28 protein-coding genes are annotated in these 24,932 nt (G+C 42.4%); 11 read left to right on the top strand and 17 right to left on the bottom strand.

Features of this window, described 5'->3' with window-relative positions:
- Positions 1–2 precede the first annotated feature (2 nt).
- Positions 3–1,685 (top strand): peptide ABC transporter substrate-binding protein, encoded by a 1,683-nt coding sequence (locus AC04MN_RS06530; RefSeq protein WP_475382381.1) that lies wholly within the window; start codon positions 3–5, stop codon positions 1,683–1,685.
- 9 nt (positions 1,686–1,694) lie between these two features.
- Here AC04MN_RS06530 and AC04MN_RS06525 read toward each other — a convergent pair whose 3' ends face one another.
- Positions 1,695–3,461, bottom strand: a complete 1,767-nt coding sequence (locus AC04MN_RS06525; RefSeq protein ID WP_475382380.1) for a hypothetical protein — start codon at positions 3,459–3,461, stop codon at positions 1,695–1,697.
- Positions 3,462–3,602: 141 nt separating this feature from the next.
- On the opposite strand from AC04MN_RS06525, the gene AC04MN_RS06520 reads away from it, so the two are divergent.
- From AC04MN_RS06520 to AC04MN_RS06495, 6 genes are all read left to right on the top strand, one after another.
- Positions 3,603–4,475 (top strand): radical SAM/SPASM domain-containing protein, encoded by an 873-nt coding sequence (locus AC04MN_RS06520; RefSeq protein ID WP_475382379.1) that lies wholly within the window; start codon positions 3,603–3,605, stop codon positions 4,473–4,475.
- A gap of 291 nt (positions 4,476–4,766) precedes the next feature.
- Complete coding sequence (locus tag AC04MN_RS06515; RefSeq protein ID WP_475382378.1) at positions 4,767–5,585, top strand: hypothetical protein; 819 nt, start codon at positions 4,767–4,769, stop codon at positions 5,583–5,585.
- Positions 5,585–5,962, top strand: a complete 378-nt coding sequence (locus AC04MN_RS06510; protein WP_475382377.1) for a hypothetical protein — start codon at positions 5,585–5,587, stop codon at positions 5,960–5,962. The genes AC04MN_RS06515 and AC04MN_RS06510 overlap by 1 nt, the downstream gene beginning before the upstream one ends.
- Before the next feature lie 6 nt (positions 5,963–5,968).
- Positions 5,969–6,529, top strand: a complete 561-nt coding sequence (locus AC04MN_RS06505; RefSeq protein WP_475382376.1) for an LOG family protein — start codon at positions 5,969–5,971, stop codon at positions 6,527–6,529.
- Positions 6,530–6,778: 249 nt separating this feature from the next.
- Positions 6,779–7,084 (top strand): Hpt domain-containing protein, encoded by a 306-nt coding sequence (locus AC04MN_RS06500; RefSeq protein WP_475382375.1) that lies wholly within the window; start codon positions 6,779–6,781, stop codon positions 7,082–7,084.
- Between the two features lies 1 nt (position 7,085).
- Positions 7,086–7,496, top strand: a complete 411-nt coding sequence (locus AC04MN_RS06495; RefSeq protein WP_475382374.1) for an OsmC family protein — start codon at positions 7,086–7,088, stop codon at positions 7,494–7,496.
- Here the strand turns inward: AC04MN_RS06495 and AC04MN_RS06490 are convergent.
- From AC04MN_RS06490 to AC04MN_RS06465, 6 genes are all read right to left on the bottom strand, one after another.
- Positions 7,493–7,939, bottom strand: a complete 447-nt coding sequence (locus tag AC04MN_RS06490) for a Dps family protein (RefSeq protein WP_475382373.1) — start codon at positions 7,937–7,939, stop codon at positions 7,493–7,495. The two genes, AC04MN_RS06495 and AC04MN_RS06490, sit on opposite strands and share 4 nt — an antisense overlap.
- 92 nt (positions 7,940–8,031) lie before the next feature.
- Positions 8,032–8,988, bottom strand: coding sequence for a LysR substrate-binding domain-containing protein (locus tag AC04MN_RS06485; protein WP_475382372.1), 957 nt, complete (start codon positions 8,986–8,988; stop codon positions 8,032–8,034).
- Between the two features lie 8 nt (positions 8,989–8,996).
- Positions 8,997–9,899 (bottom strand): hypothetical protein, encoded by a 903-nt coding sequence (locus AC04MN_RS06480; RefSeq protein ID WP_475382371.1) that lies wholly within the window; start codon positions 9,897–9,899, stop codon positions 8,997–8,999.
- Entirely contained in the window at positions 9,896–10,879 is a 984-nt protein-coding gene (locus AC04MN_RS06475; RefSeq protein WP_475382370.1) for a fumarylacetoacetate hydrolase family protein, read from the bottom strand. The genes AC04MN_RS06480 and AC04MN_RS06475 overlap by 4 nt, the downstream gene beginning before the upstream one ends.
- 8 nt (positions 10,880–10,887) lie before the next feature.
- On the bottom strand, positions 10,888–11,439 hold the full coding sequence (locus tag AC04MN_RS06470; protein ID WP_475382369.1) for an outer membrane beta-barrel protein: 552 nt from the start codon (positions 11,437–11,439) through the stop codon (positions 10,888–10,890).
- Between the two features lie 42 nt (positions 11,440–11,481).
- On the bottom strand, positions 11,482–12,207 hold the full coding sequence (locus tag AC04MN_RS06465; RefSeq protein WP_475382368.1) for a hypothetical protein: 726 nt from the start codon (positions 12,205–12,207) through the stop codon (positions 11,482–11,484).
- A gap of 36 nt (positions 12,208–12,243) precedes the next feature.
- Here AC04MN_RS06465 and maiA point away from each other — a divergent pair, with 36 nt between their 5' ends.
- Positions 12,244–12,909: a maleylacetoacetate isomerase gene (gene maiA / locus AC04MN_RS06460; protein ID WP_475382367.1), complete on the top strand. Its 666-nt coding sequence runs from the start codon at positions 12,244–12,246 to the stop codon at positions 12,907–12,909.
- Between the two features lie 34 nt (positions 12,910–12,943).
- Here maiA and AC04MN_RS06455 read toward each other — a convergent pair whose 3' ends face one another.
- The 10 genes from AC04MN_RS06455 to fabG form a co-directional block, all read right to left on the bottom strand.
- The gene (locus tag AC04MN_RS06455; protein WP_475382366.1) at positions 12,944–13,822 is read right to left on the bottom strand and encodes a UbiA family prenyltransferase; all 879 of its coding nucleotides are present in this window, start codon (positions 13,820–13,822) and stop codon (positions 12,944–12,946) included.
- A 5-nt stretch (positions 13,823–13,827) separates the two neighbouring features.
- Positions 13,828–14,148: a cytochrome C oxidase subunit IV family protein gene (locus AC04MN_RS06450; RefSeq protein WP_475382365.1), complete on the bottom strand. Its 321-nt coding sequence runs from the start codon at positions 14,146–14,148 to the stop codon at positions 13,828–13,830.
- A gap of 13 nt (positions 14,149–14,161) precedes the next feature.
- On the bottom strand, positions 14,162–14,809 hold the full coding sequence (locus AC04MN_RS06445; protein ID WP_475382364.1) for a cytochrome c oxidase subunit 3 family protein: 648 nt from the start codon (positions 14,807–14,809) through the stop codon (positions 14,162–14,164).
- The gene (gene ctaD / locus AC04MN_RS06440) at positions 14,796–16,406 is read right to left on the bottom strand and encodes a cytochrome c oxidase subunit I (protein WP_475382363.1); all 1,611 of its coding nucleotides are present in this window, start codon (positions 16,404–16,406) and stop codon (positions 14,796–14,798) included. Before ctaD ends, AC04MN_RS06445 begins: the two co-directional genes overlap by 14 nt.
- A gap of 10 nt (positions 16,407–16,416) precedes the next feature.
- A complete protein-coding gene (gene coxB / locus AC04MN_RS06435) occupies positions 16,417–17,337 on the bottom strand; it encodes a cytochrome c oxidase subunit II (protein WP_475382965.1) in 921 nt (306 codons plus the stop codon).
- A 53-nt stretch (positions 17,338–17,390) separates the two neighbouring features.
- A complete protein-coding gene (locus tag AC04MN_RS06430; protein WP_475382362.1) occupies positions 17,391–18,272 on the bottom strand; it encodes an SCO family protein in 882 nt (293 codons plus the stop codon).
- Positions 18,273–18,277: 5 nt separating this feature from the next.
- Entirely contained in the window at positions 18,278–18,817 is a 540-nt protein-coding gene (locus tag AC04MN_RS06425) for a c-type cytochrome (protein WP_475382361.1), read from the bottom strand.
- Positions 18,818–18,945: 128 nt separating this feature from the next.
- Entirely contained in the window at positions 18,946–19,764 is an 819-nt protein-coding gene (locus AC04MN_RS06420; RefSeq protein WP_475382360.1) for an alpha/beta fold hydrolase, read from the bottom strand.
- A 26-nt stretch (positions 19,765–19,790) separates the two neighbouring features.
- Positions 19,791–20,837: an alpha/beta fold hydrolase gene (locus AC04MN_RS06415; protein ID WP_475382359.1), complete on the bottom strand. Its 1,047-nt coding sequence runs from the start codon at positions 20,835–20,837 to the stop codon at positions 19,791–19,793.
- Positions 20,838–20,861: 24 nt separating this feature from the next.
- On the bottom strand, positions 20,862–21,611 hold the full coding sequence (fabG, locus tag AC04MN_RS06410) for a 3-oxoacyl-ACP reductase FabG (protein WP_475382358.1): 750 nt from the start codon (positions 21,609–21,611) through the stop codon (positions 20,862–20,864).
- A gap of 182 nt (positions 21,612–21,793) precedes the next feature.
- Here fabG and AC04MN_RS06405 point away from each other — a divergent pair, with 182 nt between their 5' ends.
- The 3 genes from AC04MN_RS06405 to AC04MN_RS06395 all read left to right on the top strand — a co-directional run bounded on the left by AC04MN_RS06405 (position 21,794) and on the right by AC04MN_RS06395 (position 24,931).
- Positions 21,794–22,804, top strand: a complete 1,011-nt coding sequence (locus AC04MN_RS06405; protein ID WP_475382357.1) for a ketoacyl-ACP synthase III — start codon at positions 21,794–21,796, stop codon at positions 22,802–22,804.
- Between the two features lie 15 nt (positions 22,805–22,819).
- Positions 22,820–24,334, top strand: a complete 1,515-nt coding sequence (locus AC04MN_RS06400) for a class I adenylate-forming enzyme family protein (RefSeq protein WP_475382356.1) — start codon at positions 22,820–22,822, stop codon at positions 24,332–24,334.
- Positions 24,335–24,478: 144 nt separating this feature from the next.
- Complete coding sequence (locus AC04MN_RS06395) at positions 24,479–24,931, top strand: outer membrane protein assembly factor BamE (protein WP_475382355.1); 453 nt, start codon at positions 24,479–24,481, stop codon at positions 24,929–24,931.
- Position 24,932: the final 1 nt, after the last annotated feature.

Raw genomic sequence — 24,932 nt, 5'->3', positions numbered from 1 at the left:
ACATGCAATACTTATTTATTCTAATTATCAGCGCATCTTTCTTTCAACCCAGGTTTGGTCTTGCCTCTGTCGTCAAACCTAAAGAAGAAATTACTATAGGCCTCAACGCTGAATTCGAAACCATAAATCCTTTACTTAATACGATGATGACTGGAGTGATGGTTCAAGATGCCGTTCTTCGTCCGATTATCAAGCTAGATATGAAAGGAGTGCCACGCCCCGTTCTAATCAAGAGTATACCCAGCATAGAAAATGGACAGGCAAAATTTATTCAACAAGACGGCAAAAAAATTCTCTCTGTCGAGATCGAATTCTTACCAGAAGCCCGCTGGGGGGATGGATCGGCGTTAACCTGTGCTGACTTGGCCGCGGCATGGGAGATCGGTAACGATGCGCTGGTACCTATTTCAAATAAAGATGATTTTCAAAATATCACTGCCATCAATATTGACCAAAAAAATCCAAAAAAATGTTCAATCCTATTTAAGCAGGCGTACTTCAACTTTTATCTGAATTTACCAAGACCAATATCGGCAAAAATGGAGATGCCGATTTACACGAAATACAAGGGACAGCCACAAATGTACGAACGACATTCGGCTTATGTGACCCAAGCTAGCAATCCTGCACTTTATAATGGGCCGTATCTAATCGAAGAAATAAAATTTGGAAGCCACGTCAAATTGAAAAAAAATCCTGAATTTGGATTCAAAAAAGCCTATTTCAAAAAAATTGTCTTCAAATTTATTTTAAACTCGTCAGCCATGGAGTCCAATCTAATAAGCGGCAATATTGATCTAGCTTCAAGCTCGGGCCTAAGCTTCGATCAGGCTCGATTGCTGCAGCAAAAAATCAAAAAGGACAACCTGCCTTTTGAAGTAGCGATAGTCCCAGGATCTATGTACTCTCACCTAGAAATTAATTTCGACAATCCGAAACTTAAAGAGGCCAACGTACGAAAAGCCTTAATGTTAAGCGTGGATCGAAAGATGATCAGCCAATCCTTTTTTGACGGCTATCAACCTCCGGCATTTCACTTTTCCACCCCCTTTGACGAGTGGTACACAGATGACATAAAACATATTCAGATATATCAATATAGTCTTTCCCAAGCGAAAAAAAACTTAGAGAGCGCCGGATGGCTTAGGCAGAGTGATGGGATTAGATCAAAAAATGGTCAGCGACTTTCATTAACTTTAAGTGGAGTGGCAGACAACAAACTGAATGAAATGATCGCGCTGTATCTAAAAGAGCAATGGAAGAGAATTGGCATTGAAGTACTTATAAAAAACTACCCAGCCAGAGTTTACTTCGGTGAAATTCTGAAGAAGCGAAATTTTGATTTGGCATTTTTAACATGGGTCAACCCACCTAGCTTTGTCGACCAGAATTCCTTAAGCTCTAAATTTATACCGACCAAAGAAAACTCCTGGACCGGACACAATAGAGCTGGATGGATAAATAAGACCGTCGATCAAAAACTGGAACTTGCGAGTCAGGAATTCGATCGGAAGAAGCGTATTCAGTTGATGCGTGAGGTACTAAGAATATACACGGATGAACTGCCTTCTATTCCGCTTTACTATAGGGCGAACAATTCCGTGTATCCCAAAGGTTTAAAGAACTATAACATTTCGGGGCACAACTTTACCGAATTCTTAGAAGTTGAAAATTGGCATTTTTAACTAGGCATCTTATCTGACGCGGTTGTTGATATATTGAATTAAAGTCTCTCGAGTGATCCCTCTTTCTGCGAAAACATCTTTCGGGCTTTGCAAAGTCGCTCGTCGGAACCAATCTTTAATTGAGCGCGCCGTAGATTGGGCTTTAGGGCGATAGCCGCTGGTTAAATCAAGGCAAATCCCTAAAGCGGCGCCACCTCGAGCTCTGTATTCATTGTTCGACATAGCTGAATATTTTTGCCAATCCGATTCAATGAATTTTCCATTTTCTTGCAATGGGTAGACAAAATTTGCAAGCTTCTGCCAAACTGAGCAATATTCTTCGGTCGACATATCTGCCTTAAAATCAGAGCCATAAATACTGATGGACTTTATAATCCAATCAGCAGCATCTTTGGACAGATCGGCAGAAATTTCAGCTCTTAACTTCTTGAATTGCAAACGACTGGTCCCCAAATTTCGGTCCAAAATCCCTTGGCTAATAAGATCCTGGTAGCGCGTATTCTTCTTTCGTTCCAAAATCAAGGAAGCTTGAAAATCAACGCATTGTCGATAAGATCCTACTGGATAATTTCCTAATACCGATTGATAGAAACTTTGACGACACTTAGTTGCCACTTCGTTTCGCTCGTTGGATTCGAATGTAATTTGATTTTGATCAATCTGACTTTGTAACTTAGTTAGCTGTAACGGCTTTTTGCAGGACTCTATTGACTCATATGAAATTCCATCATGGACCATCTCTTTGATGAAATTATACTTACTTAAAGATGTGCTAGTCAGCAAACGAGGATTGAACCTATAGGCCGATAGGCTTTCAGCAAAGTCCTCCCAAGGGTTCACTTCTCCGTACTTTGAAACGTAGCTATGTCCCTTCATGCTACTCGTTCGCAATGATCTAAATTCTGACTCGCTCATTTTCTCCCAATTGCCAAGGCCAAGCCAGGTTTTTGATTCATCATAACTGGAAAAAACATTATCGGAATGATTATGAGCAAACTCATGATACAATGTGTACTGCCTCATCAAAGACGACTGTTCACTCCAACCATCAAATAGTTGAATTGAAGCATTAGCTAAAACTTCTCCGTCCCCATCATAGGATGCTAAAGTGTAACCTCTTTTGAACTTAGTCAGTTTTTTATTACTTCCAAATGGCACTTGATCTGGGTGCACCAATTCGAAAGTTCGAATTACATCTTGAATTTCATCTGATCTCATCAAGGATGCATTTGAATTTGAATACGGCGATGTATTTACATCAAAGCGCTCCATTAGAAATACCATCTGAGGTCCAACCTCTTTGCCAAATACGGCTTCCGCAGCACACAAAACTTTTTCACATGATTTGGGAATCGTAAACTGTTTCGGCAAATCACCAGATGCCTGAAGCTCGGGCTTCGTCGTGCTATCTATTGGCGTCACAAGTTTAGCAAAAGCCAGCACCAAGGCCGGAAGCTCTTTCGTGAAACGCGCACCCTTAACAATATAGACGCCGCCATCGTCTTCGACGTTTTTAAAATTTGAATAGTATCCTCGAATCGCCGTCGATGTTTTTGGCAGCTCGATTCGGCATTTTACGGTTCGAACTTGCTCTTCAGTAGCGGCCCACCAATCTAAGTCTGCTGCTGGCGTTCGAGGCTTTAAAGGCACAAGCTGCACTGGCTCTAGCTTGTCCAATTCAGCAAGGGAACGACCTTGGGTACCTTTGGATGAAGTATGAGTGCAAGAGACCAACAAGAGACCAGCAAAAAGTACGAATTGATTGAGTTTTTTCATAAAATTCCTAACTATCCTTAATTATTATTAGGACTCGGTGTCGGCTCAAGTCTGGTTCTGGGTGGTTCTCTTAAAAAGGGTTGATGTTAGCCTGAAGGCTAGGCATATTGCGCCTGAGACGAGTCAGACGGGCTAATAAACATGAAGAAACGCTTCCATAAAATTAATATTGAGATCAGCAATGTCTGCAACTTGCAGTGTAGCTTCTGTCCCGAAGTGATTCGGTCAAAAAAAATAATGGATTTAGATCTGTTTGCGAAAATCATTGAGCAGGCGGCCCCCTTGACAGAGCAAGTTTGTTTTCATCTTATGGGAGATCCTCTGGTTCACCCCCAGCTTGAAGAGATGGTGCACTTGTGCGAGCGGGCGGACGTAAAAATTTTTCTAGTCACTAACGGACTTCTACTTAGGGAAAAACAGGCCGAACTTTTGTTGAACCCTGCGTTCCGGCAAGTAAACTTTTCGCTTCATAGCTTTCCGGATAATTTCCCCGATAAAGACCCCAGCCTTTATTTAGAAAAGATTTTTAAATTTACCGAATCTGCATTCGAAAAAAGGCCTGATTTATACATCAATTATCGCCTTTGGAATCTGGATGCCCCCAATGGTAAGAACGAAAAGAATTTAAATCTTTTAAGAAAAATTGAGGCACATTTTAACTGGCAAGCTCCCACAACTGTCGATGTTCGAGAAAACAAAAGCCTCAAGATCATCAACCGACTTTACATGCATTTTGATACTGAATTCACTTGGCCAGCCTTAGACCTTCCAATCTTAGGCACTAAAGGCACTTGCTATGGGCTCGACTCACATTTTGGGATTCTTGCCGACGGCACTGTCGTGCCATGTTGTCTTGATAAAGAAGCCGCCATTCCTTTAGGTAATGCAAACAATCAAACCCTCGAAGAAATATTAGCCAGCCCACGTGCTATCGCTATGATTAATGGTTTTAGAAATCGAAAGCTTATCGAAGACCTCTGCCAGCGTTGTCAATATATCGAGCGCTTCCAATAGTTTTGTCCTAGCCGACAAATAAGCTGTCGCCCTATTTCCGTAGATACATGAGAACTCTCTTGGCATTCCAATTCGATCGGTTTAAACAAGCCGAACCTCGAACCTGGATTGTCGAGGCTTTGAGTGCCCTCCCCTTCTTGCGGGTCTTTGGCCCCTCCAAAGAGCCCGCAACACTCAAATTTTGTGAAATAATTACATAGAAAAATCATGTATTTAGGTCACACAATCCACCTCAATTGTCATTTTGGACGCGTGGTGTTAGAAGTGAGCCTTCTTATAAAAGGGGTGCCTATGCAAACTGACATTATTAAGACCACGGAAGAGCGCCTCCTTCGTAAGTTGGAAGAAAATCGAAACCTATTGGATCAAGTGATCTTCGATTTAGAGACCAATTTAACGAAGTTTAAAGATCCCAAGAAAGGGATGAAGTTGATTTCTCGTAAAACGGGAGTTCACGAAAAAACTCTGGGTCGTATTTTGGCGAAGGAAAATAAGCCGGGATACATCACCCTTTACAAGATTTATCGTTATCTCCTTGAAACAGAAAACGATACTGAAGTCGTAGAGAAAGCTCCAAAGGTTATTTCGGATTACTTGAAAAAGCAGAATCCAAAACCAACTGGTGGCGAAATTGAATACTCTGCGCCCATTGCTAAGGAGATTCAATCTGATCGTGCTTGGACCGAGTTGTTCTTTATGGCGGGAGCCGGAAAAGTAACTCGTGACGAGGTACGGGATTTATTTGGAAGTTACGGAATTCAAACAGTAGAAAAAATGAAGTCTGCTGGTGTACTGAATGAAATTGCAAATGGGGTTTACACCATTGGCAGTGTACAAGCTAATTTGACTTCCGATGTCCTAAAAACTGCAGGTATTAGATTAACCGAAACTTTCTTTAATCCTGGAGTCACGGACGAAGCTGGAGAAAATCATATTGCTCTATATGCAGAGGGTTTGAACGAAACAGCTTATAATGAATGGCTCAAAATTGACGAAGAAGCCTTTAGGAAGAAGGTTGAACTCAGCAATCAAGAATCCTCGAAGGGTTCGATTCGGGCGTTCACATTTATGGTTATAGATAAAATGCAAACTGGAAAGAGACTAGACTAATGAAGAAGCTATTTTTATCAACATTTACAACTTTATCTTTTGCTTGCTCGATTGCTTTTGCTGGAGTCGGCGACTCTGGTGGCGGATCTAAGAATATGAACTTGCAACTTCCAGAAGAGCCTGTTCTTACATGCCAATCTAGTAAGTTCACGGCAACGATTTCAAAGGTACAGGTTGCGTACAAGCTGACAGTGTTAAGCAACAACTCTTCGTCTGTATCAATGATCACTGTTCAAAAATCAGGAGATTATCTATTCTTCACTTCGAAGACGGGAACTCTTTCTTTAACAGTGAACACTAGCGAAGAAATCATCACCGGAAGCCTTTCTGAATCTGGACGACCTGTTGATAATTCCTTGATCTGTGAATTCAACTAAACCGCCATGTCTAAGATTAAAAAAATATGTGTCTATTGTGGAGCGAACTCAGGAAATCATCCTGAGTTTGCTTTTGTCGCAAAAGAGCTTGGAGCTCTTCTAGCAAAAAATAACATTGAACTTGTATATGGCGGAGGTCGCATTGGCCTGATGGGCATTATCGCGGATTCTGTTCTTGCAAATGGTGGAACAGTTACGGGGATCATTCCCCAGAAGCTTGTGGACAAAGAGCAGGCCCACGGCGGGTTGACTGATCTTCGAGTAGTCAACGATATGCATGAGCGCAAAGCCGCTATGGCCGCGCTGGCTGATGCCTTTATCGCTCTTCCGGGGGGATTTGGCACCCTAGAAGAACTTTTCGAAGTCGTTACGTGGGGACAAATCGGATATCATCAAAAGCCCGTGGTTGTACTAAACGTCGTTGGCTTCTATGACCAACTTGATGCCTTTATTAAATCGACTCTTAAATCAGGGTTGATTCGCAGCGAATATTCGTCATTGTGGAATGTAGTTAGCTCATCAGAAGAGGCGCTTCAAAAAGTTCGCGAACTTGTAATCTCTTACTAGACCACCGACCTTGTAAATCGGGAAGACATTGCCAATCACTTCCCGATTTAATAATCTTTAGATCATAAACAAAGCTCGTTTAAATTTAGTTTACAAATTTATCGTGTCAATTTGAAACATCAGCCTTAAAATTGGAATGGAAAAATCATTTTTGATTCAAAATTTTATTAGACTCGATGTCACGATTAAAAATTCAGTGCTAAAATAAACAGTGAAAGCTTTCGTAAGTTCTATGGAAAGGGACAGCAAATGAGTAAGGTCCAAATTACGATTGATTCCGAACTTAAGGATCTCATTCCTCAATTTTTAGAAAATAGAAAAAAAGATCTTTTATCTTTAGATGTTCAAGTTCAAGCCAATGACTCTTTAGCTATTTCGCAATTGGCTCATAAAATTAAGGGTTCTTCAGCTTCCTACGGTTTTGCTGACCTAAGCAAAATGGCCGCAGAGCTAGAAGTCGCGGCAAAGAACAACGACATGGAAAACATTCGTCGCATCTTTCCGACAATAAAGAATCACCTAGACAATATCGAAGTGGTCTATCAAGATCAGTGACATGATCAAAATTGAAGTTAAATACACCGGACAAAAACATTGTGATCTTACCCACATCCCATCAGGTTCTTTAATATCTACTGATGCGCCCAAAGACAATAATGGCCGCGGAGAAACCTTTTCACCGACGGATTTAGTAGCCAGTGCCCTCATCAGCTGCATGACAACCGTCATGGCGATCGAAGCAGAAAAAAACAATATCGACCTTAACGGCAGCTATGGAAATGTGATCAAACAAATGCAAAGTGAGCCGCGCAAGATTGCTGGCCTACCAATAGAAATGCATTTACCTCAATCACTAAGTACCGAGTGGAGAACTCGGCTCGAGAAAATTGCTTGGGAATGTCCAGTAAAAAGAAGCCTGAATCCCGACATTAAGATCGAGATTCAGTTCGTTTACGATATCGTTTAGCCTCGATGAGCTTTAATCATCCATGCCGCTTTTTCATGAAAAGAAATTAGTTGATCTAAAACACCTGCTGTAGAGCTATCTGCAGCAGAGTTGGCTTCCTCGAAAACGTCTTTTAAAAATCCAACCATTTGCTGATGATCTTTAAACAATATCTCGATCATCTGACTGGCACTGATGGTACCCTCTGGTACTTCTTCAATAGACGAAAGCTTTGCAAACTCTCGAAATGAACCGGGCGCCTTATCGCCCAGAGCTCGAATACGCTCTGCAATTTCATCAATCTTTGGACTTAAGAAATTATAGTGTTCTTCAAAAAGCTTATGAAGAGAGTAAAAAAGAGGTCCCTCGACATTCCAATGAAAATTTTGAGTCTTCAAGTTTAAGAAATACTCAGACGCTAAAACTTTAAAGAGCTTTTGTGAAATCTGATTCTGCGTTGCCATGTAAACCTCCCATTTTGCTTACTTACAATGGAATCAGTTTGCCCAACAGCCCCGAAAAAGAGAAATCGCCTTTTTAAATGGACATATAGAGATTAACTATGAGTTTTTATTTTAATATTGATGCTACTAAAGGCATCTTTTTTAAGCTTTTGAATTTCCTGAGGAATCCCCATTTGAATCGCCTCTATCAAAGCCTTCTTAATGCTCTCGCGTTTATAGTGAGGACTGTAAACCAAACTAATCTCGCGGGTTGGCACGGGAGCTGCAAACTCACGAAGTTGATCATTGTGTTTCACATGATTCTTAGCCAAGTAAGGAACAAAAGTGAATCCTCCGCCTTGTTCTACAACCCCGAGTAGAGTCTCTAAGCTCCCCGATTCGAACTGCAAACGAGAATCTAAAGAGCCTCTGTCTTTTTTTGCTCGACACAATGTCAAGGCTTGCTCTCGTAAACAATGCCCCTCATTTAGCAATAATGCATCCGAAATAGATAACTCTTTTTCATCAACTTTCTTCTTCGATAAAAGCGGATGTGACTTACTCGCGTAAATTAAAAATGGCTCATTAAATAAAACAGATCTTTTGACATTTGCATCAGCAAGCGGAGTCGAAAGGATACCGACATCAAGAAGACCGTCCTCAAGATCAGCAACAATCTGTGCTGTAGTCTTCTCTTCAATCTTCAAAATCAAGCTTTCGTATTTTTTCAAAAGGTCGCCCGCAAAATAAGGCAAAAGGTAAGGAGCCAATGTAGGGATAATTCCAACACGCACCTCGCCAGCGACGACACCTTTATCTTCAGCCACAATATCCTGAATTCTTTCAGACTCACGAAGAATAATTCTAGCCTGAGCAATGATATGCTCTCCGATGGGCGTAAGCTTTATGGGTTGCTGACTGCGATCAAAAAGCTGCACGCCCAGTTCATCTTCAAGCTTTTGAATCTGTTGTGACAACGTAGGCTGAGTCACGTGACAAGCCTCTGCCGCCTGAACAAAGTTTTTATGACGATCTAAAGCAACGATGTAGCTTAACTGAGTTAGAGTCATCTGATGTCCTATTTAAAAATAAGTGGCACGGTAATACGCGATGGGCCCTTGGCTTTTCCATAAAGAGGCGCAACAAATAATTTTTTTATTACAGAAATTAATATTTTCGACTCTTCCTCGTGACTATTCAAACCGCGAACAGTATTCGTCAACATTTTAAAAGATTTTACCTTACCTGACGCATCGACATCCAAACGAAAACTCATGGTACCATGGAAGTCGCCAATCTTTGGCATCAATGCCATGAGTTCACCCAAAACGGCATCAATCGTCCCTTGAACCTTTGTTGTCGACAATGGACCAACCACGTAGGGACGAGGCTCAACAAACCAGCCATGAATCACTAAACGCGAATCCATCGGATCTTTTGTACCTTTAACTTCGGTCACTCCATGAGGAAAGCGTGGGTCGAAAACAGTCAATCGATTAAATGGCGACGGTACTTTTTCGATGAAGCTATTTACTTCTCGATCTTCTTCATCGACAAAATTGTTCCAATAGTCCAAAACCTGCGGACGCATAATCATCGTCTCGCCACCAGTCCATGGACGCCCTTTCCAAGGAGTTAATGAAAAAACATACGCCCAAGGTCCATGAGGCACGTCGGAGTGAAATTCTTGCTTACAGCCGTCGATATACATAGACATCCATGGAGCAGAAATATCATGACACCCAAGATTTTCTCTTCCCCATTGAACTAAATATTTATGGAAAGCTTCGTACATTTTCTGGGGGAAATAATAGTAAGCCGGTGTACGCAATAAAGTGTATTGATCTGGCACATGCCAATAGTCCCAGACAAATCTTTGGTTATGAGTTTGCTTGGGATCTTTAAAATTTGTTTCGAAAACTTTTCTTAAATCTTTAGCCTGAGGATAAAAATTATCTTTAGTTATAATATGCGAACTCATTGTGCCTTTTCTACTTTTTGGAAGATACGTCCGAAGACCGATTGACCATTTTGATTAAACATCTGAATTTCGACTGTATCACCAATTTTCATGAACGGTGTTTTTATCTCACCCTTTTCAATTTGTTCGATCATCCGTTTTTCAGCTAAGCAGCTTGAACCTCGGCTGTGATCTTCATTCGATACCGTACCAGATCCAATGATTGTACCTGCAGCTAAGTTTCTAGTTTTAGCGGCATGAGCGATCAACTGGCCAAAATGAAAATGCATTGCTCCAGCATTTGCCTTACCAAAAAACTCGCCATTGTATTTTACATCTAAATCAAGATGCACTCGCCCTTCTTTCCAAGCATCTGCCAGCTCGTCCGGTGTCACCGCAAAGGGTGCCAAAGCAGAAGCCGGCTTGCTTTGGAAGAATCCAAAACCAGACGCTAGTTCATCGGGAATAAGTCCACGCAAAGAGACGTCGTTAATAAGGACTATCAATTTAATGTGCTTCAAAGCTTCTTCTGGTGTCACACCCATCGGAACAAAATCGGTAACGACCCCAACTTCGCCCTCAAAATCCGTCCCATGCGAAAAGTCGCGTTGAGGAATATTTTGGGTCGGAGCCAAGAATTGACCGCACTCACCTTGGTATATTAGCGGCACTGTAAATAAAGTTTCAGGGAGTGGTGCTTTACGAGCCATGCGCACCAACTTCACATGATAAATAAAAGCAGATCCGTCTGCAAATAACCAAGTCCGTGGTAAAGCGGAATGAAATTGATCCTCTATAACATCAAAGGCTTCAACGCAACGACCAGCATTTAGCTCGCTAGAAAGAGCCTCGAGTTCGGCCTTTATATCGGCCCACTTCTCTAATGCCTCGCGAACATTCGATGCTAGATGAGTGGCCTTAACAGCTTTCTTCAAATCTTTACTAATAACACAAAGCTCCCCGTCCAAAGACCGAGAAGACTTTAACGACCCTAACTTCATTTTATTACCTACTCAAAGAAAACAATTAAATTGGCACCAATTGCTCGGAAATTTTCAAGCCCTTGAGCAGCTTCGCCACTGGCTGTTTCAAATTGGATAGAACCACCAAACTGCGGCGCAAATTTAAAAGTCGCACCAAATGTTAACGGCACTAGCGGAGTCTTAACATCATTTACGCGACAGCCAGCTACACCCGAACAGTTTTTATCCATGTTCATCGCAACAGCTACACCTGCAAATACCCCAGCATACTCTTCCACTTTGTATAGAACCTGAACTGGAATATCCACATAGTTTAAAGAGTACTTATATTCGTTAGAGCCATTTTCAACTACCAATGGACGCTGCGTGTACAGCATCCCTGTACGGAAATAGATATTTTCCGAAACTGGAATTGCCGTCGTCGCACCAAACTGAAAACCCATCTGTGACTTCGATGATGATGGAGAGTCTACATCTGCTGATTGAGATCTCACCCCTACCTCAATTCCAAAATCCAAGGCCATCGCTGGAATCGCGAAGCCAACTAATGCTGCAGTTAAAATCAAAATACATTTCATAAATTCCTCCGTTCAGATAGTTGCGGATTTTTTAAATCTAACTTATTTGTCCAAAGTCCACATGGGATTAAGCGCCATTTCGTTAAGGCGCGTGTCATTTGAAATAAGACTGTGCTCATAACGAAGGTGATGCTCCTCAAGAGTGCCGCGGGCCATCAACCCAACAACAAATAAAGGCCAAATCAGCCTCCAAAGAATTTCCTTCGCGCCCCCCCGAATCGGAGAATACTCGTCTTTCCAATCTCCAAGTTCGACCTGTCGTAAAACCCAAGCTCCCAAGGTCCAAATGATCGCAGCCACTGCTGTGAACACTAAAAACGGAATCAACGAAACTTGGGGCCAAATTTGCGAAAGCCATCCACCAAACAAGGACTCAAACTCGACAGCACGAATTCGCACTCCGTTTGTATGAAACTGCATAAAATCAACAACTTGTAAAAGGCAAACTGCAAGCCACGTTAAGCGGAACCACCAGTGAGTTAAAGCCACCGCCCACGGCTTCCACTGAATGCTTAATGTGATCAACCACCAAAAAATAAGGGCCGGAATCAGTAAAAATCCATAAACTAAAATGTCAAAACGAAGCCCTGTAAAAAACGCCAAAAAGACTTCCGCAAAAGAAGAATCCTTCAGCCATGCACTGACGCTAAGAAAAAAAACATTAAACCTTAAAATCGTTAAAAAGATAATCAGACTAAAACTGACCTTAAGATACTTCTTAAAGACCTTCGAAAAATAGCGCACTGAAAAGAGAAGCCGGTTTGGCATTGCCTTTACTCCAACTGTGATGACAGTATTCAGTATATGAATGAGCTGATACTTTACAACTATTTTAGAAGTTCTACTTCCTATCGAGTCCGAATAGCGTTGAATCTTAAAATGCTCGACTACAGCTACTTTCCTGTTCATTTGCTAAAAGATGGTGGCGAACAAAATAAAGATTCCTACCGTAAAATCAATCCAGGTGGTGGAGTGCCAAGTCTTTCCCACAATGGTAAAATGATCTCGGAATCTCGAGCAATTATCGAATATCTAGATGATGTTTTTCCAGAACGATCCTTGCTACCAAAAGATGCCTATCTTAAAGCAAAGGCCAAACAGATCTGCGACCATATCAATACCTCAATGCATCCTCTTGGAAACCTAAGAGTCCTCCAATACCTAGAGTCTGAGTTTAATTACAACCAAGACCAAAAAGATAAATGGGTTCAGCATTGGCTCACCCCAGCCTTAAAAGCGCTGGAATCTATAGTGCGTGAGACTGCCGGGACTTTTGCGATTGGCGACCAGGTGAGTATCGCAGATACCTTTATTGTGCCTCAACTTTTCACTTGTTTACGCTTTAAGGTCGACATCAAACCTTATCCAACACTTAATCGCATCAACGAAAATTGCCTTCGAATGGAAGCGTTTCAAAAGGCCCATCCATTCAATCAAGTCGACACACCTGATGAATTCAAAAATAAATAGCAAAAGACCTCTCGGCACAGCAGAGAGGTCTTTTTTAATTCGAACGAATAAATAAGAAATTCCATTTATCAATGACTGGAACAACAAGAAAAACCAACATACTAAAGTTGGTCCACATAAAAAAGGCAAACCATCTTTCAGTTCCTTCAGAGCGATAGAATCGCCAAAACTCTTGCATGACTTTGAAGCCAAAGGGCACAACAAAAAGAAGATAAACCCAACTCGTATGAACAAACCAAGGTGATGCCAGCGCAACACCAACATAAACAAAAGTATAAAGGCCAATTTGGTAAAGAGTCTTATGAACTCCCATCGCCGCAGGTAATGTAGGTACTCCACCAGCTGCATAGTCTTCCTTATACTTGATTGCCAAAGTCCAAAAATGCGGCATCTGCCACAAGAACATAATCAAAAAAAGATAAATAGACTCGGAATTAAAGATATCAGGATTGTTGGCTGCATAACCAATAGTTACCGGCAAAGCCCCAGGAATAGCTCCGGGAACTGCGGCATAAACCCATTTGGGCTTCCAATACATTGTATAAACACCATTGTATAAGAATGCCGAAACCAAACCTACCCAGCCTGCTGCTTCAGAGGTCTTAAATAAAAGCTGAAGGCCTGCAAAAAGAAATGAAACAGCAAGAATTCCTGCAGCCGCAGGCTTGATCTTTCCAGCCGCAATCGGCCGCTTAGCAGTTCGAGGCATCTTTTGATCCAACTTCCATTCTTGAACCTGATTCAAAGCCAACGAACCCGAACTTAAAAAATAAAGCCCTAAAAGGGCTTCGATTGCATGTTTCCAAGAGAAAGCACTTTCAACTTGGAAACCTGTTGCATAGCCGGCAACTCCTGCAAGCAGAACGAAGACGACTATGCCAAATTTTGTAAGGTCAAAAAACGTTTTTAACACTGGAACTACAATGTCGACGTTTCAAGTGCGCGAGTTCCAATATCCATCGCGCAAATTGCGAAAAGCAAAAGCAAAAAGAAAAAGCTTGATGCAAATGCAATTCGGTTGATCCAAGTATCGTACTTTAAATGCATGAACCACAACATAACCAATGCTGCTTTAATTGCCGCGATACCAAACGCGATAAAAGGAGCCAAAACCCCTAATTGCTCGCGAATAGAGTGAGCGCCAATCGTCAGGAAAGTAAGGATGAACAAAGCACCCGCTACTTTCATGTACGTGCTAAATGGAGTGATATGATGAGTATCGTGATTATTTGATGCCATAAATTCCTCTGCCTTAGCCTACTAAATAAAGAAGTGGGAACAAGAAGATCCAAACCAAGTCAACGATGTGCCAGAACAGACCCACACCCTCTACAGGAGTGTAGTACTGATCGTTAAAATCGCCACGAATAGTTCTGATCAACAACCAAGTGATCAAACCCATACCTGTCAAAACGTGGATACCGTGAAGACCCGTCATGCAGTAGTAGAAACCATAATACAAACCAAGGTTTGCATGTTGAGCACCAACTGCAGCGACATCCAAAAACTTTCCTGGCAACAATCCCAAATGGAATTTATGAGAATACTCGAAGTACTTCACAACCATGAAAATGGCGCCGCAAGCGATCGTGATTGCCAACTGAACAGCTGCTTTTTTAGGTTGGTTCTTTTGAAGATAGTGAATCCCCAAAGCCATCGTTAAAGACGAAGTGATCAACACAAGCGTGTTGAAGAAACCCATCTTCCAGTTCAAAGAAGCTGCGCCTTCGGCAAACATCTCTGGGTACTTTGCGTGATACAAAGCATAGGCTACGAACAATCCACCGAACATCAGAATTTCTGTAACCATGAACAACCAGATGCCTTCTTTGGCAGAAAGATACTGGTGTTCAGCGTTTTTAAAATGGTGAGCGTGTGATGCGTTACTATTTGTACTCATATGGCCCCGCAGTGACGACTGGTTCAACGTCGAAGTTATGGTGAGTTGGAGGAGACTGAACAGACCACTCCAAAGTTTTTGCGCCCCAAGGATTTGCTGGTGCTTTTTCACCGCTTGTTAAAGAGCGGATGATAGTGATCAAAGTGATTGTGAAACCAATCGCGATCAACCAAGAACCAACAGTCGAAATTTTGTTTAATGTTTCGTAAGCAGGGATGTAGTCGAAATAACGACGTGGCATACCCATCGCTCCCAAAATAAATTGAGGGAAGAATGTCACGTTGAAACCGATGAAAACAAATACGAAAGACATACGAGCCATACCTTCGTTGAACATCTTTCCAAACATTTTTGGCAACCAGTAGTACAAACCACCAGATAGTGCCATCAACGTTCCACCCACCATCACATAGTGGAAGTGAGCAACAACGAAATAAGTGTCGTGGAAGTGCACGTTCACTGGAAGAACCGCAAGCATAATACCAGTCACACCACCGATCGCGAACAAGAACAAGAAGCCCAATGCGTACAACATCGGAGATTCAAAAGAGATCGAAGCCTTATAAAGCGTCGCCAACCAGTTGAACATCTTGATCGCAGTAGGAACACCCACCAGCATCGTCAAGAAAGAGAACACGATACCCGCGAACTCAGACTGACCAGATACGAACATATGGTGACCCCAAACAAAGAATGAAACCGCTGCGATACCCAATGAAGAATAAGCAATCGCTGTGTAGCCAAAGATCACTTTTCTAGAGAACGCAGAGATCAATTCAGAGATCACACCCATCGCTGGAAGAATCATGATGTAAACCGCAGGGTGAGAATAGAACCAGAAGAAGTGCTGGAACAATACTGGGTCCCCACCAAGTTTAGGATCGAAAACCCCTACCCCCAAGAATCTTTCAGCTGCCAATAAAAGCAAAGTAATTGCTAGAACTGGAGTTGCAAGAACCTGAATAATTGCAGTCGAGTACAAAGACCAAACAAACAATGGAATTCGGAACATCGACATACCTGGGCATCTAAGCTTGTGTACTGTGACGATGAAGTTCAAACCCGTTAGGATTGAAGACATACCCATGATGAAAACGGCCAAAACCATTGTTGCAACGGCAGTACCAGTTTTGATCGAATATGGAGTATAAAATGTCCATCCAGTATCAATCTTAGTCGTGATCAAAGTCGACAACGCCAAAATTGCTCCGGCCATAAAGAAGTACCAAGAAGCCAAGTTCAATCTTGGAAAAGCAACGTCTTTTGCGCCAATTTGAAGTGGCAAAAAGAAGTTACCCAAAATCGCTGGAATACCCGGAACGATAACCATGAAGACCATGATAGCTCCGTGGTACGTTAGGACTTGGTTGTACTTATCTCCATTTGAAAGAACCTGACCGACTCCCGCAGTAACGTTCGGAGCAAAAAGCTCTAAACGAAGCAACAAGGCCATGATTCCGCCCAAAAGGAAGAAGAAGAACACTGTAACCATGTAAAGGATACCGATGCGCTTGTGGTCCAACGATGTGAACCAAGACATCAATCCCTTTTCGCAATTAATATAATTTTCGTCTGCTGAATGAGATGCGTGTGCCATTGTTTTCTCCTTACTTCAGCTCTTTGATGTATTCGATAAGAGCATTCAACTCAGACTCGCTTAGTTGACCTTGGAAAGCTGGCATAACACCCGCTTGGAAGCCCTTAACTACTTTTGCTGATGGATTCAAAATAGATTCACGGATGTAGTTTTCATCCATCGCGACTTTTTGACCGTCATTCATTTCTTCTTCAGTTCCAAAGCGCTTATAAAGAGACGGACCTACTTTTACGGACGCATCAGCAACTGAGTGACAAGAAGAACATGCCTTCACAGCAAATAACTTCTCTCCACGTTGAGCCAATGGTAACGCCGCTTCTTCAGAGCCCTGCTCTAGGAACTTATCGAATTCTTCTTGAGAGACGACTTTCACTTTACCAATCATGCCCGAGTGCGCGGTTCCGCAAAACTCAGTACAGAACAAATGGAAGTCTCCAAGCTTGTCGGCCTTAAACCAAACCGCAGTATAACGACCTGGTACAGCATCTTGTTTGATACGGAAGCTAGGAATGTAGAATGAGTGGATAACGTCGTTTGAAGTCAGGATGATTTTTACATCCTTATTAACTGGGACAACAATATCATTAACCACTTTGAAGCCGTTTTTATATTCAGCTTCCCACGCCCATTGCTTACCGAATACGTGGATCTCCAACGCATCTTTAGGCATTGCGCGCATTTGGTGGTAAATATACCAACCCCAACCAAATACAGCCAAGAAAATCACAAGCGGAATGAATGACCATAGAAACTCTAGGGCCGTGCTGTGAGTGATGTAGGCTGTCTTATCGCTATCAGTTTTACGCTTGTACTTAAAAGCAAAGTACACCATTCCACCAATAAGGATAATGCAGGCGATTAAGCTTGTGACTAGCAAGAAACCATAAAGATTGTCGACCTGCTTCGCAATCTCAGTTCCTTGTGTCGGCATGAAGGACTCGGCCTTCGCGATGTTCATCCACATTTGCATTAACTCCTCGCCGTTTATTCCTGGTCCTTCCTAGAGCGGAACCAAACAGGCAGTAACCAAATTGCCAAGATCAAAACCATTAACGCTCCACCCATTTTCACAAGATTATAGGCGTACAGCGTGTACTTGCTCTGACTTGGATCATACTTAAAACAATACAAAACCAGGCTATCAACAAAAGTTCCGATCTTTCCCTCGGCAGCTTCGTTTAAAGCCAACTTGATATCTTTGGGCTCGAACATGATTCCCGGCAGATAACGTGAAATCTCACCCTTCGGTGAGATCACTATCGCTGCAGATGCATGAGCCCACTCTTGCATCTTTTCATCCCATTTAAATTTAAAGCCCAGTGCCTTAGTAAGGGCCTGAACATTAGCCTCATCGCCAGTTAAAAAATGCCAACCATTAGCGGCCTCTGGACGACCATAAACCTTCATATAGGTCGTCTTTTTGGCAGCGGCTAGATCGGGCGTCTCTTTAGAGTCAAAACTGATCGCCAAATATTTATATTTGCCGCCAATTGTCCAATCTTTGTCCATTAACTTTAAAGCATCCACAAAACCATTCATGTGGAAATTGCAAAGCCCTGGACACTGATAGTAAACCGGGGAAATGACAACCGGCTTTCCATCTTTCAAATAGTCACCTAATGTAACTACCTGACCATCTTCATTTTTAAACTGAAGACTCAAATCCAGCTTGGCACCTAGCTTTTCGTCAATGCCAACACCTTGAAGCTCTGCCGGCATTTCTGTCGCGGCACCGGCCTGAGGCTTTCCATCATAACCTTCATGATTACCCGAATTTGCAAATGACATTGTAAAAGTCGCGGACAGAAGCATTCCTGCTCCCACCAAACCCGACAACAATGTCTGTTTCGCAAATTTCAGTTTCATAAAAATTACTTCGCAGTCTTAGCGAACTCAGCAACTTTAGCTGCGTCTTCTTTCGACTTGTTCTGGGTAATAGACTCGATAAATTGAACCAGAGCCCAACGATCAGCTGCTGCTAAATGACCGTAAGCAGCCATTGAAGATCCCTTAATACCGTTAGTTAGAACATTAAAGTGAGAAGTCATACCTTCCCCTTGAGTCCACTTACCCTCAACAATATTACGAGGCTTAGGATTCAAACCAGCTCCAGCAGCTCCGTCGCCCTTACCCTCAGCTCCGTGACACATCGCGCAGTTGGTTGCGAACAATTTTTTACCATGAGCAACGACCTGTTCGTTAGGAACCCAAGGCTCTGCGATCGTTTTAATATCGAACGCTGGAGCTTGATCGGTCGCAGCTGCTGGGGCGTTGGGATCAACAACATTTTCGCCGAGGTCTACTCCGCGATTGATCACAACGATATAGAGGAAGAATGCAGTCACAAATGCCATAGAAAAAGAAAAGGCATAAAGACCACCACGATTGAATTTTTCGTTCATTTCAGACATAGATAGACACTCCCGCGACGGGCTGTTTTAAGTTCTAAATTTTAAAATTAGTACCTTTGATTAGTAGCGTAAAAAAATAGGAGCTGCAACATTTTACAGCCCCTATGCCTATTGCGATGTGCTAGGACCTAGACCTTATAAAGAGAATTCAGCAGAAGTGATGCAAAATCCGACGGGGATTCTGCATTCATGCAGTGACCATGTCCTTCGACAATTTTAAAAGTCGAATTGGGCATAAGATCAGCCAACGCCTTAGAGTCGGCCATTGGCAAAAGCTGATCGAACTGCCCATGACAAACCACAACTTTATTTTGAACTTTAGAAATCTCGGCTCGAGCATCAAAACCATCTAAAGCCTTTAAAACCCAATGTCCGACTGTGCCCACAGCAGAGAAAGCATCTTCTACAACAATTGTTCTAAAAAAATCAGAATTGACGTCATTATTATGTATCGTCGAGCCAATAACAGTTGCCGTTAAATTTTTATCATTCTTCATCGCCTCGAAAGCTTGAATCATCGAATTATCAAATTTAACCCCTGTCGCCCCCACTGGATCCAACAACAAAGCGTTCTCGAAAAGTTCGGGAGCCTTCGCCATCATCAGCGCCGCAATCAACCCGCCTGTAGAATGCCCAACAAGATGAATTTTCCCCAACCCAAGTGAACGAACTAGCGAAATATAATCATTGGCAAAGGTATGCATGTTAACTTCAGATTCACTTTTTGGAGCCGAGGACTTTCCGGCACCACGGAAATCCGCTAGGATCATCGACCCATTCCAAGCTTTGCCTTTACCACTTTTCTTAAACGCCTCTTCAGTTGGATACCACCAACGATTTGAGGCTAAATTACCATGAATAAATAATGTTGTTGAAGGAACTACGTTTGGAATTACCTCGTAGTTCATCACAAACTCAGTCCCATCTGTTACTTGAAATGAAGCCATTGAAACCTCCGTGTTTAAATTCAAAATTAGAAACCAATTTTTACTGTGCTTCCATCTTTCGCGCGAACTTCATTTTTATAAGGAAAGCCTTCAAAATCAGCGCCACCCGACAACGCGGGATTGCCAGTAGCGATTTGATAAACCCAAGAGGCAGTAAAGTTTGGAACCGCCTCAGGCAATTTATGTTCGGCTCCGTAAACAAATAGACGACTCATTTTAGCAGCTGGCGACACCTGAGACCAAAACTCTTCTAAAACAGCAGGCTGGATATATTGGTCTTGAATGGACACAACTAAGTGAACTTTTCCTGCGGGAAGCTTCGAAGCTTCATCAACAGGACGATATTGACGAATTCCCTGAACCAATCTGAATGTCGCCTCTAGCTTGAAAGGATTTTCCAAAACAACAGGTTCAGCCTGAGGATATGTCGCATACACAATCTGGTGAAGATAATAATCATACAAATCTTCATCCGAGTATTTTACAAAAGGAAAAATTTGGCGTGTTGCCCAGATTTGCGATTTAATCCAAACATCTTGTCCTTCAAGAGCGCGAGTATAAGGAGCAATTAAAATCAGCTTATTAACATCTTCCGGATATTGATTAGCAAATGCAATACCGATACCGCCACCATATGAAAGCCCTACTAAATTAAAAGGGCCTTTAAGCTTCATCGTCGTCAGCAACTGCTTTAGGTCTTCGACCTGATTCTGAAAGGGCACTTTTTCAAGAACTGGTGCATATCTTAAAAGCGTCTGACCGTGCCCATACATATCGTAACGAAGGATCCCAACACCTTGCTTAAGCAAAGGCTTTACAAATTCATCCCATTGACGGGTCGAATAAGTCAGACCATTCAGAAGCACTAGTGTAGGCTGCTTTGGTTGAGCTTTCACAAATTCAACATATAGTTCGCGCCCCGAAGCAATTGAAATAAATCCTTGATAGGATGGCATTGATGGATCGTATTTGATTCCGGTATTGAGGTCCGCAGATCCAACAGGAGCCGCTACTGCCGCGCTCAAAGAGCCAAGGCCTAAAACCAAAGAAAATAAAATTACCAACGCCTTCATATCATTTCTCCCCTAAGAAACTAATTAAAGAACAATTCCACCATCTACACTGATGACAGTCCCGTTGATGTAGGACGCATTTTCTGAAGCCAGGAACATACAAGCATTTGCAATATCCTGAACCTCGCCCAGCCGAGTGACTGGAACTTTTGATGCCATCTGCTCAAGCACTTCATTTGGCATCGCTTTTGTCATAGCCGTTAGAATAAATCCAGGAGCAACAGCATTGACTGTAAATCCTTTACGACCCAACTCTTTACCCCAGGTTTTAGTCATTCCAATAACGCCCGCCTTAGCTGCTGCGTAATTTGTTTGACCAAAATTTCCATACAAACCTACTACGCTTGATATGTTGATAATTCTTTTGTGATTTGAATTTGGATTAAACTTATCTAATAAAGTTTTTGTCACATTAAATAAGCCCGTCAGATTGGTATTGATAACTGCATCCCAATCTTCTGGAGTCATTTTAACAAAGCTTTTGTCGCGAGTAATGCCTGCGTTATTGATAACAACATCAACCGGTTTAGTTAAGGCCGCCGCCGCCTTAGCAACGCTGTCACGATTGCCAACGTCAATTTGAGTGACCTGAAGATTTGAAGAGTGATTTGCAAAATCTTTTTTTAGATTTTCCAAAGCTGCTTCCGAGTAGTCCCACACCACAACATGCGCGCCTGCTTCTAAAAATGATTTCGTTAATTCCAAGCCGATACCAGATGCACCACCGGTTACGACCACTGACTTGTTTGTAAATGTATATTTAATATTGCTCATGGCTCGGGTATCCCACTGCAATTTAGTGCCGTCAAAAGAAAACAGCTTTATATAACATAAATAATGGAATTTTCGCTCTATATATAGAGTAAATACACTATATTTCTTTACTTGCCAAAATAACTTTTCCAACGCTAGATCTTCAAATTCTAGTCTTTAAATATTGAAAAGAAGGACAACTAATGAATTCAAATTTACGTAAAGCAACTATTGTTGGAACTGGTATGTATGCTCCCGAGCGAGTCGTCCCAAATTCTTATTTCAATGAGCTCTACAATAAAGATTTAGACACATTTTTGCGCGAACAGCGAAATATCAAAGAGCGCCGCTGGATGAACCCAGAGCAAAGAACATCCGACCTTATAATTCCTGCTGCCGAACAAGCGATGAAGCAAGCTGGAATTACAGCAAAAGACTTAGATCTTATTATTGTTTCTACCGACACTCCGGACTACCTTTCACCATCTACAGCATCAGTGCTTCAATATCGAATGGGAGCAACCAAGGCAGGGACTTTCGATATCAACACAGCCTGCGCTGGCTTTGTTGTCGGCTGCGATATTGCCGCAAAATACATTGCCGCTGACTCTAAATATCAAAACATCTTGGTTGTCGGCGCATATGCAATGTCGAAATGGTTGAATATGGATGACTACAAAATTGCATCTTTGTTTGCCGATGGCGCCAGTGCAGTTATTATTCAGCCATCCAAAAACGACTTCGGCATGATGACATCCGAGCTCTACACCGATGGCCAATATCATGACTACATGGGTATCTATGCCGGCGGAAGCGCACAATCAATCACTCACAGCGTGATCGAAAACAAAGAGCATCTTTTAGCATTTCCAAAACGAATTCCCCCCGAAACAAACGGAATTCAGTGGCCCCGCCTCACCCACGTAGTTCTAGATCGCATCGGCAAGCAACCACAAGACGTTAGACATTTCTTTATCACTCAGTTCAACGTACAAAGCATCTATGAAACAATGGATAAACTTGAACTACCTCGCGACCGCGCTCATTATGTGATGGACCGCTTCGGATACACAGGATCTGCCTCGATTGGTATGTGTATCGCCGATGCTGCCGCTCAACATAAATTAAAAAAAGGAGACCTTTGCTTAATGCTGGGCTCTGGTGGTGGCATGAGTATGGCGACGATCGCTTTCGAATGGGGATTTGACTCTTAGCTTAAGGACTCTGACATGGAACAAATAGAATTAGATTGGCTAAAAAAATGGACAATTTATTCTCCAGATAACGTCGCGATTAAGGATGGCGATTCGGGAGATACCTATACCTATAGTCAACTTCTTAAAGCGGCCAACTCCGGCGCCGACATTCTTGCCTCTCGTTACAATGTCCGCAGAGGTGATCGCGTGGCGGTCATGGCTACAAACGAACTTGAGTATATTCTTTTGTTCTTTGCAACTGTTCGTCTTGGCGCCATTTTGGTTCCAATCAACTTCAGACTTACCCAGCGGGAAGCGGCTCACATCATTCAAGATTGCGAGCCCCGCCTTATTGTGCATCAAAGTGAATACTCCGGAATCATCGAACAACTGGAACCAAAAATTCGCCCACAACAAACCCTCTTGTTGTCTGGACCTAACTCTTTCGCTTCCTACATAAAAGAAGCTACGGAGCTTTCATTTAAAGAGATCGATGCAGACTTTGATTCCCCTTGCATGATTATCTATACTTCCGGGACGACAGGTGCACCCAAAGGAGCAGTTCTTACTCACAAAATGCTCTTCTGGAACAGCTTAAACACCACTCTTCGGTTAAACATCAGCCAAAATGATAAGACAGTTATCTTCCTTCCATTCTTCCACACCGGAGGATGGAATGTCCTAACCACTCCTTTCTTGCATCGCGGAGCACAGGTCATCTTCATCAAAAAATTCGATGCGGAACAAATTTTAGACCTTTGTGAAACCGAAAAAGCCACCATCTTATTCGGCGTACCGACAACCATGGATATGATGTATCGAAGTCCCTCTTTTAAATCGAAAGATTTATCGCACATTCGATACGCTATCGTTGGCGGAGAGCCCATGCCGCTGCCGCTAATAGAAGCTTGGCACCAAAAAGGAATTCCAATTCGCCAGGGCTACGGCCTAACAGAGTTTGGACCCAATGTATTTTCGTTGAACGAACAAGATGCCATCCGCAAAATTGGATCCATCGGCTTTCCTAATTTCTACATCGAAACAAAAATTGTCGACGACAACCATCAAGAAGTTAAAGTCGATGAGATTGGCGAACTGATTTTACGCGGCCCTAGCTGTATGCAAGGATATTGGAATAATCCCGAAGCTACCTCAAAAACTATTATCGATGGATGGCTTTACACCGGCGACCTAGTCCGAAAGGATTCTGAGGGCTACTTTTATGTCGTGGGTCGTAAAAAAGATATGTACAAATCGGGAGGCGAAAATGTCTATCCTCCAGAGATTGAACAAGTTCTTAGAAAATTGGCCGGAATTAAGGAAGCTGCTGTCGTTGGTGTTCCCGATTCAAAATGGGGTGAAGTCGGCAAAGCCTTTGTTGTTGTGGACTCTTCAGAAATAGACATCGAAAAAATCCACAACCACTGCCTGGTCAATTTAGCAAAATTTAAAATCCCTAAATACATACAAATCGTCGGCGAACTTCCGAAGGGCGATAGCGGAAAGATTCTAAAAAGAAAACTTTTAGAAATGTATCCCGCTGATTAATCCTGGCTGACGTATTAATTTGAATCATCACGAATTAGATTCCTGACCGAAGTTGTTCTATTTTGAGAACGAATGACTTCGGTCTTTTTATTTAACCAGAAGACGCCGATAATTTAGCAAGGACCTTGGGGAAGAGGAGTCTATATGCTTAGGCTTTTAATGAGCATCTTATTGACGTCAAGCTTTGCGCTGGTCGGCTGCCAGACATCAATGGTGAAGCAGTTCAACCAAGTTAAATCAGGTATGGATAAAGATGATGTCTTAGAGATCATGGGATCTCCGAATCGCACCGAGCGCTTCCACGGCAAAGACAGATGGACTTACGTATTTTATGATAATCAAATCAAGCACCAAAAAGAGGTGCAATTTTTTGAAGGCTCTGCCGTGTATATCGGCGACACTTGGCAGCCTCCTGAAGAAAAGTCAGCATTTGCCATAGATAAAAGAAATGAAGAAAGTGAAAAGGCCATTCAAGAGCAGCTAGCCAAAGAAGAATCAGTTCTTCAAGCTGCTCGGCGAGAGTTCACGACCTATGAAAGCTCTGTTCGCAGCGAAGATCGCGTGCGCTACGTCCCGGCATTTAAAGGCGTCGATTAAT

The organism is Bdellovibrio sp. ZFWA1, from assembly GCF_056175665.1.
The sequence above is the reverse complement of the archived record's forward strand: the minus strand, read 5'-3'. Positions and strand labels throughout refer to the sequence as shown.

Coding starts and splice junctions, on each gene's coding strand:
- AC04MN_RS06495 (WP_475382374.1), top strand. CDS start 7,086: ATGATCAAAATTGAAGTTAAATACACCGGACAAAAACATTGTGATCTT.
- AC04MN_RS06520 (WP_475382379.1), top strand. CDS start 3,603: ATGAAGAAACGCTTCCATAAAATTAATATTGAGATCAGCAATGTCTGC.
- AC04MN_RS06530 (WP_475382381.1), top strand. CDS start 3: ATGCAATACTTATTTATTCTAATTATCAGCGCATCTTTCTTTCAACCC.
- AC04MN_RS06505 (WP_475382376.1), top strand. CDS start 5,969: ATGTCTAAGATTAAAAAAATATGTGTCTATTGTGGAGCGAACTCAGGA.
- AC04MN_RS06480 (WP_475382371.1), bottom strand. CDS start 9,899: ATGAGTTCGCATATTATAACTAAAGATAATTTTTATCCTCAGGCTAAA.
- AC04MN_RS06485 (WP_475382372.1), bottom strand. CDS start 8,988: ATGACTCTAACTCAGTTAAGCTACATCGTTGCTTTAGATCGTCATAAA.
- AC04MN_RS06395 (WP_475382355.1), top strand. CDS start 24,479: ATGCTTAGGCTTTTAATGAGCATCTTATTGACGTCAAGCTTTGCGCTG.
- AC04MN_RS06490 (WP_475382373.1), bottom strand. CDS start 7,939: ATGGCAACGCAGAATCAGATTTCACAAAAGCTCTTTAAAGTTTTAGCG.
- AC04MN_RS06445 (WP_475382364.1), bottom strand. CDS start 14,809: ATGAGTACAAATAGTAACGCATCACACGCTCACCATTTTAAAAACGCT.
- AC04MN_RS06415 (WP_475382359.1), bottom strand. CDS start 20,837: ATGAAGGCGTTGGTAATTTTATTTTCTTTGGTTTTAGGCCTTGGCTCT.
- AC04MN_RS06515 (WP_475382378.1), top strand. CDS start 4,767: ATGCAAACTGACATTATTAAGACCACGGAAGAGCGCCTCCTTCGTAAG.
- AC04MN_RS06470 (WP_475382369.1), bottom strand. CDS start 11,439: ATGAAATGTATTTTGATTTTAACTGCAGCATTAGTTGGCTTCGCGATT.
- AC04MN_RS06420 (WP_475382360.1), bottom strand. CDS start 19,764: ATGGCTTCATTTCAAGTAACAGATGGGACTGAGTTTGTGATGAACTAC.
- AC04MN_RS06525 (WP_475382380.1), bottom strand. CDS start 3,461: ATGAAAAAACTCAATCAATTCGTACTTTTTGCTGGTCTCTTGTTGGTC.
- AC04MN_RS06425 (WP_475382361.1), bottom strand. CDS start 18,817: ATGTCTGAAATGAACGAAAAATTCAATCGTGGTGGTCTTTATGCCTTT.
- ctaD (WP_475382363.1), bottom strand. CDS start 16,406: ATGGCACACGCATCTCATTCAGCAGACGAAAATTATATTAATTGCGAA.
- AC04MN_RS06400 (WP_475382356.1), top strand. CDS start 22,820: ATGGAACAAATAGAATTAGATTGGCTAAAAAAATGGACAATTTATTCT.
- AC04MN_RS06510 (WP_475382377.1), top strand. CDS start 5,585: ATGAAGAAGCTATTTTTATCAACATTTACAACTTTATCTTTTGCTTGC.
- AC04MN_RS06430 (WP_475382362.1), bottom strand. CDS start 18,272: ATGAAACTGAAATTTGCGAAACAGACATTGTTGTCGGGTTTGGTGGGA.
- coxB (WP_475382965.1), bottom strand. CDS start 17,337: ATGCCGACACAAGGAACTGAGATTGCGAAGCAGGTCGACAATCTTTAT.
- AC04MN_RS06405 (WP_475382357.1), top strand. CDS start 21,794: ATGAATTCAAATTTACGTAAAGCAACTATTGTTGGAACTGGTATGTAT.
- maiA (WP_475382367.1), top strand. CDS start 12,244: ATGAATGAGCTGATACTTTACAACTATTTTAGAAGTTCTACTTCCTAT.
- AC04MN_RS06465 (WP_475382368.1), bottom strand. CDS start 12,207: ATGCCAAACCGGCTTCTCTTTTCAGTGCGCTATTTTTCGAAGGTCTTT.
- AC04MN_RS06500 (WP_475382375.1), top strand. CDS start 6,779: ATGAGTAAGGTCCAAATTACGATTGATTCCGAACTTAAGGATCTCATT.
- fabG (WP_475382358.1), bottom strand. CDS start 21,611: ATGAGCAATATTAAATATACATTTACAAACAAGTCAGTGGTCGTAACC.
- AC04MN_RS06475 (WP_475382370.1), bottom strand. CDS start 10,879: ATGAAGTTAGGGTCGTTAAAGTCTTCTCGGTCTTTGGACGGGGAGCTT.
- AC04MN_RS06450 (WP_475382365.1), bottom strand. CDS start 14,148: ATGGCATCAAATAATCACGATACTCATCATATCACTCCATTTAGCACG.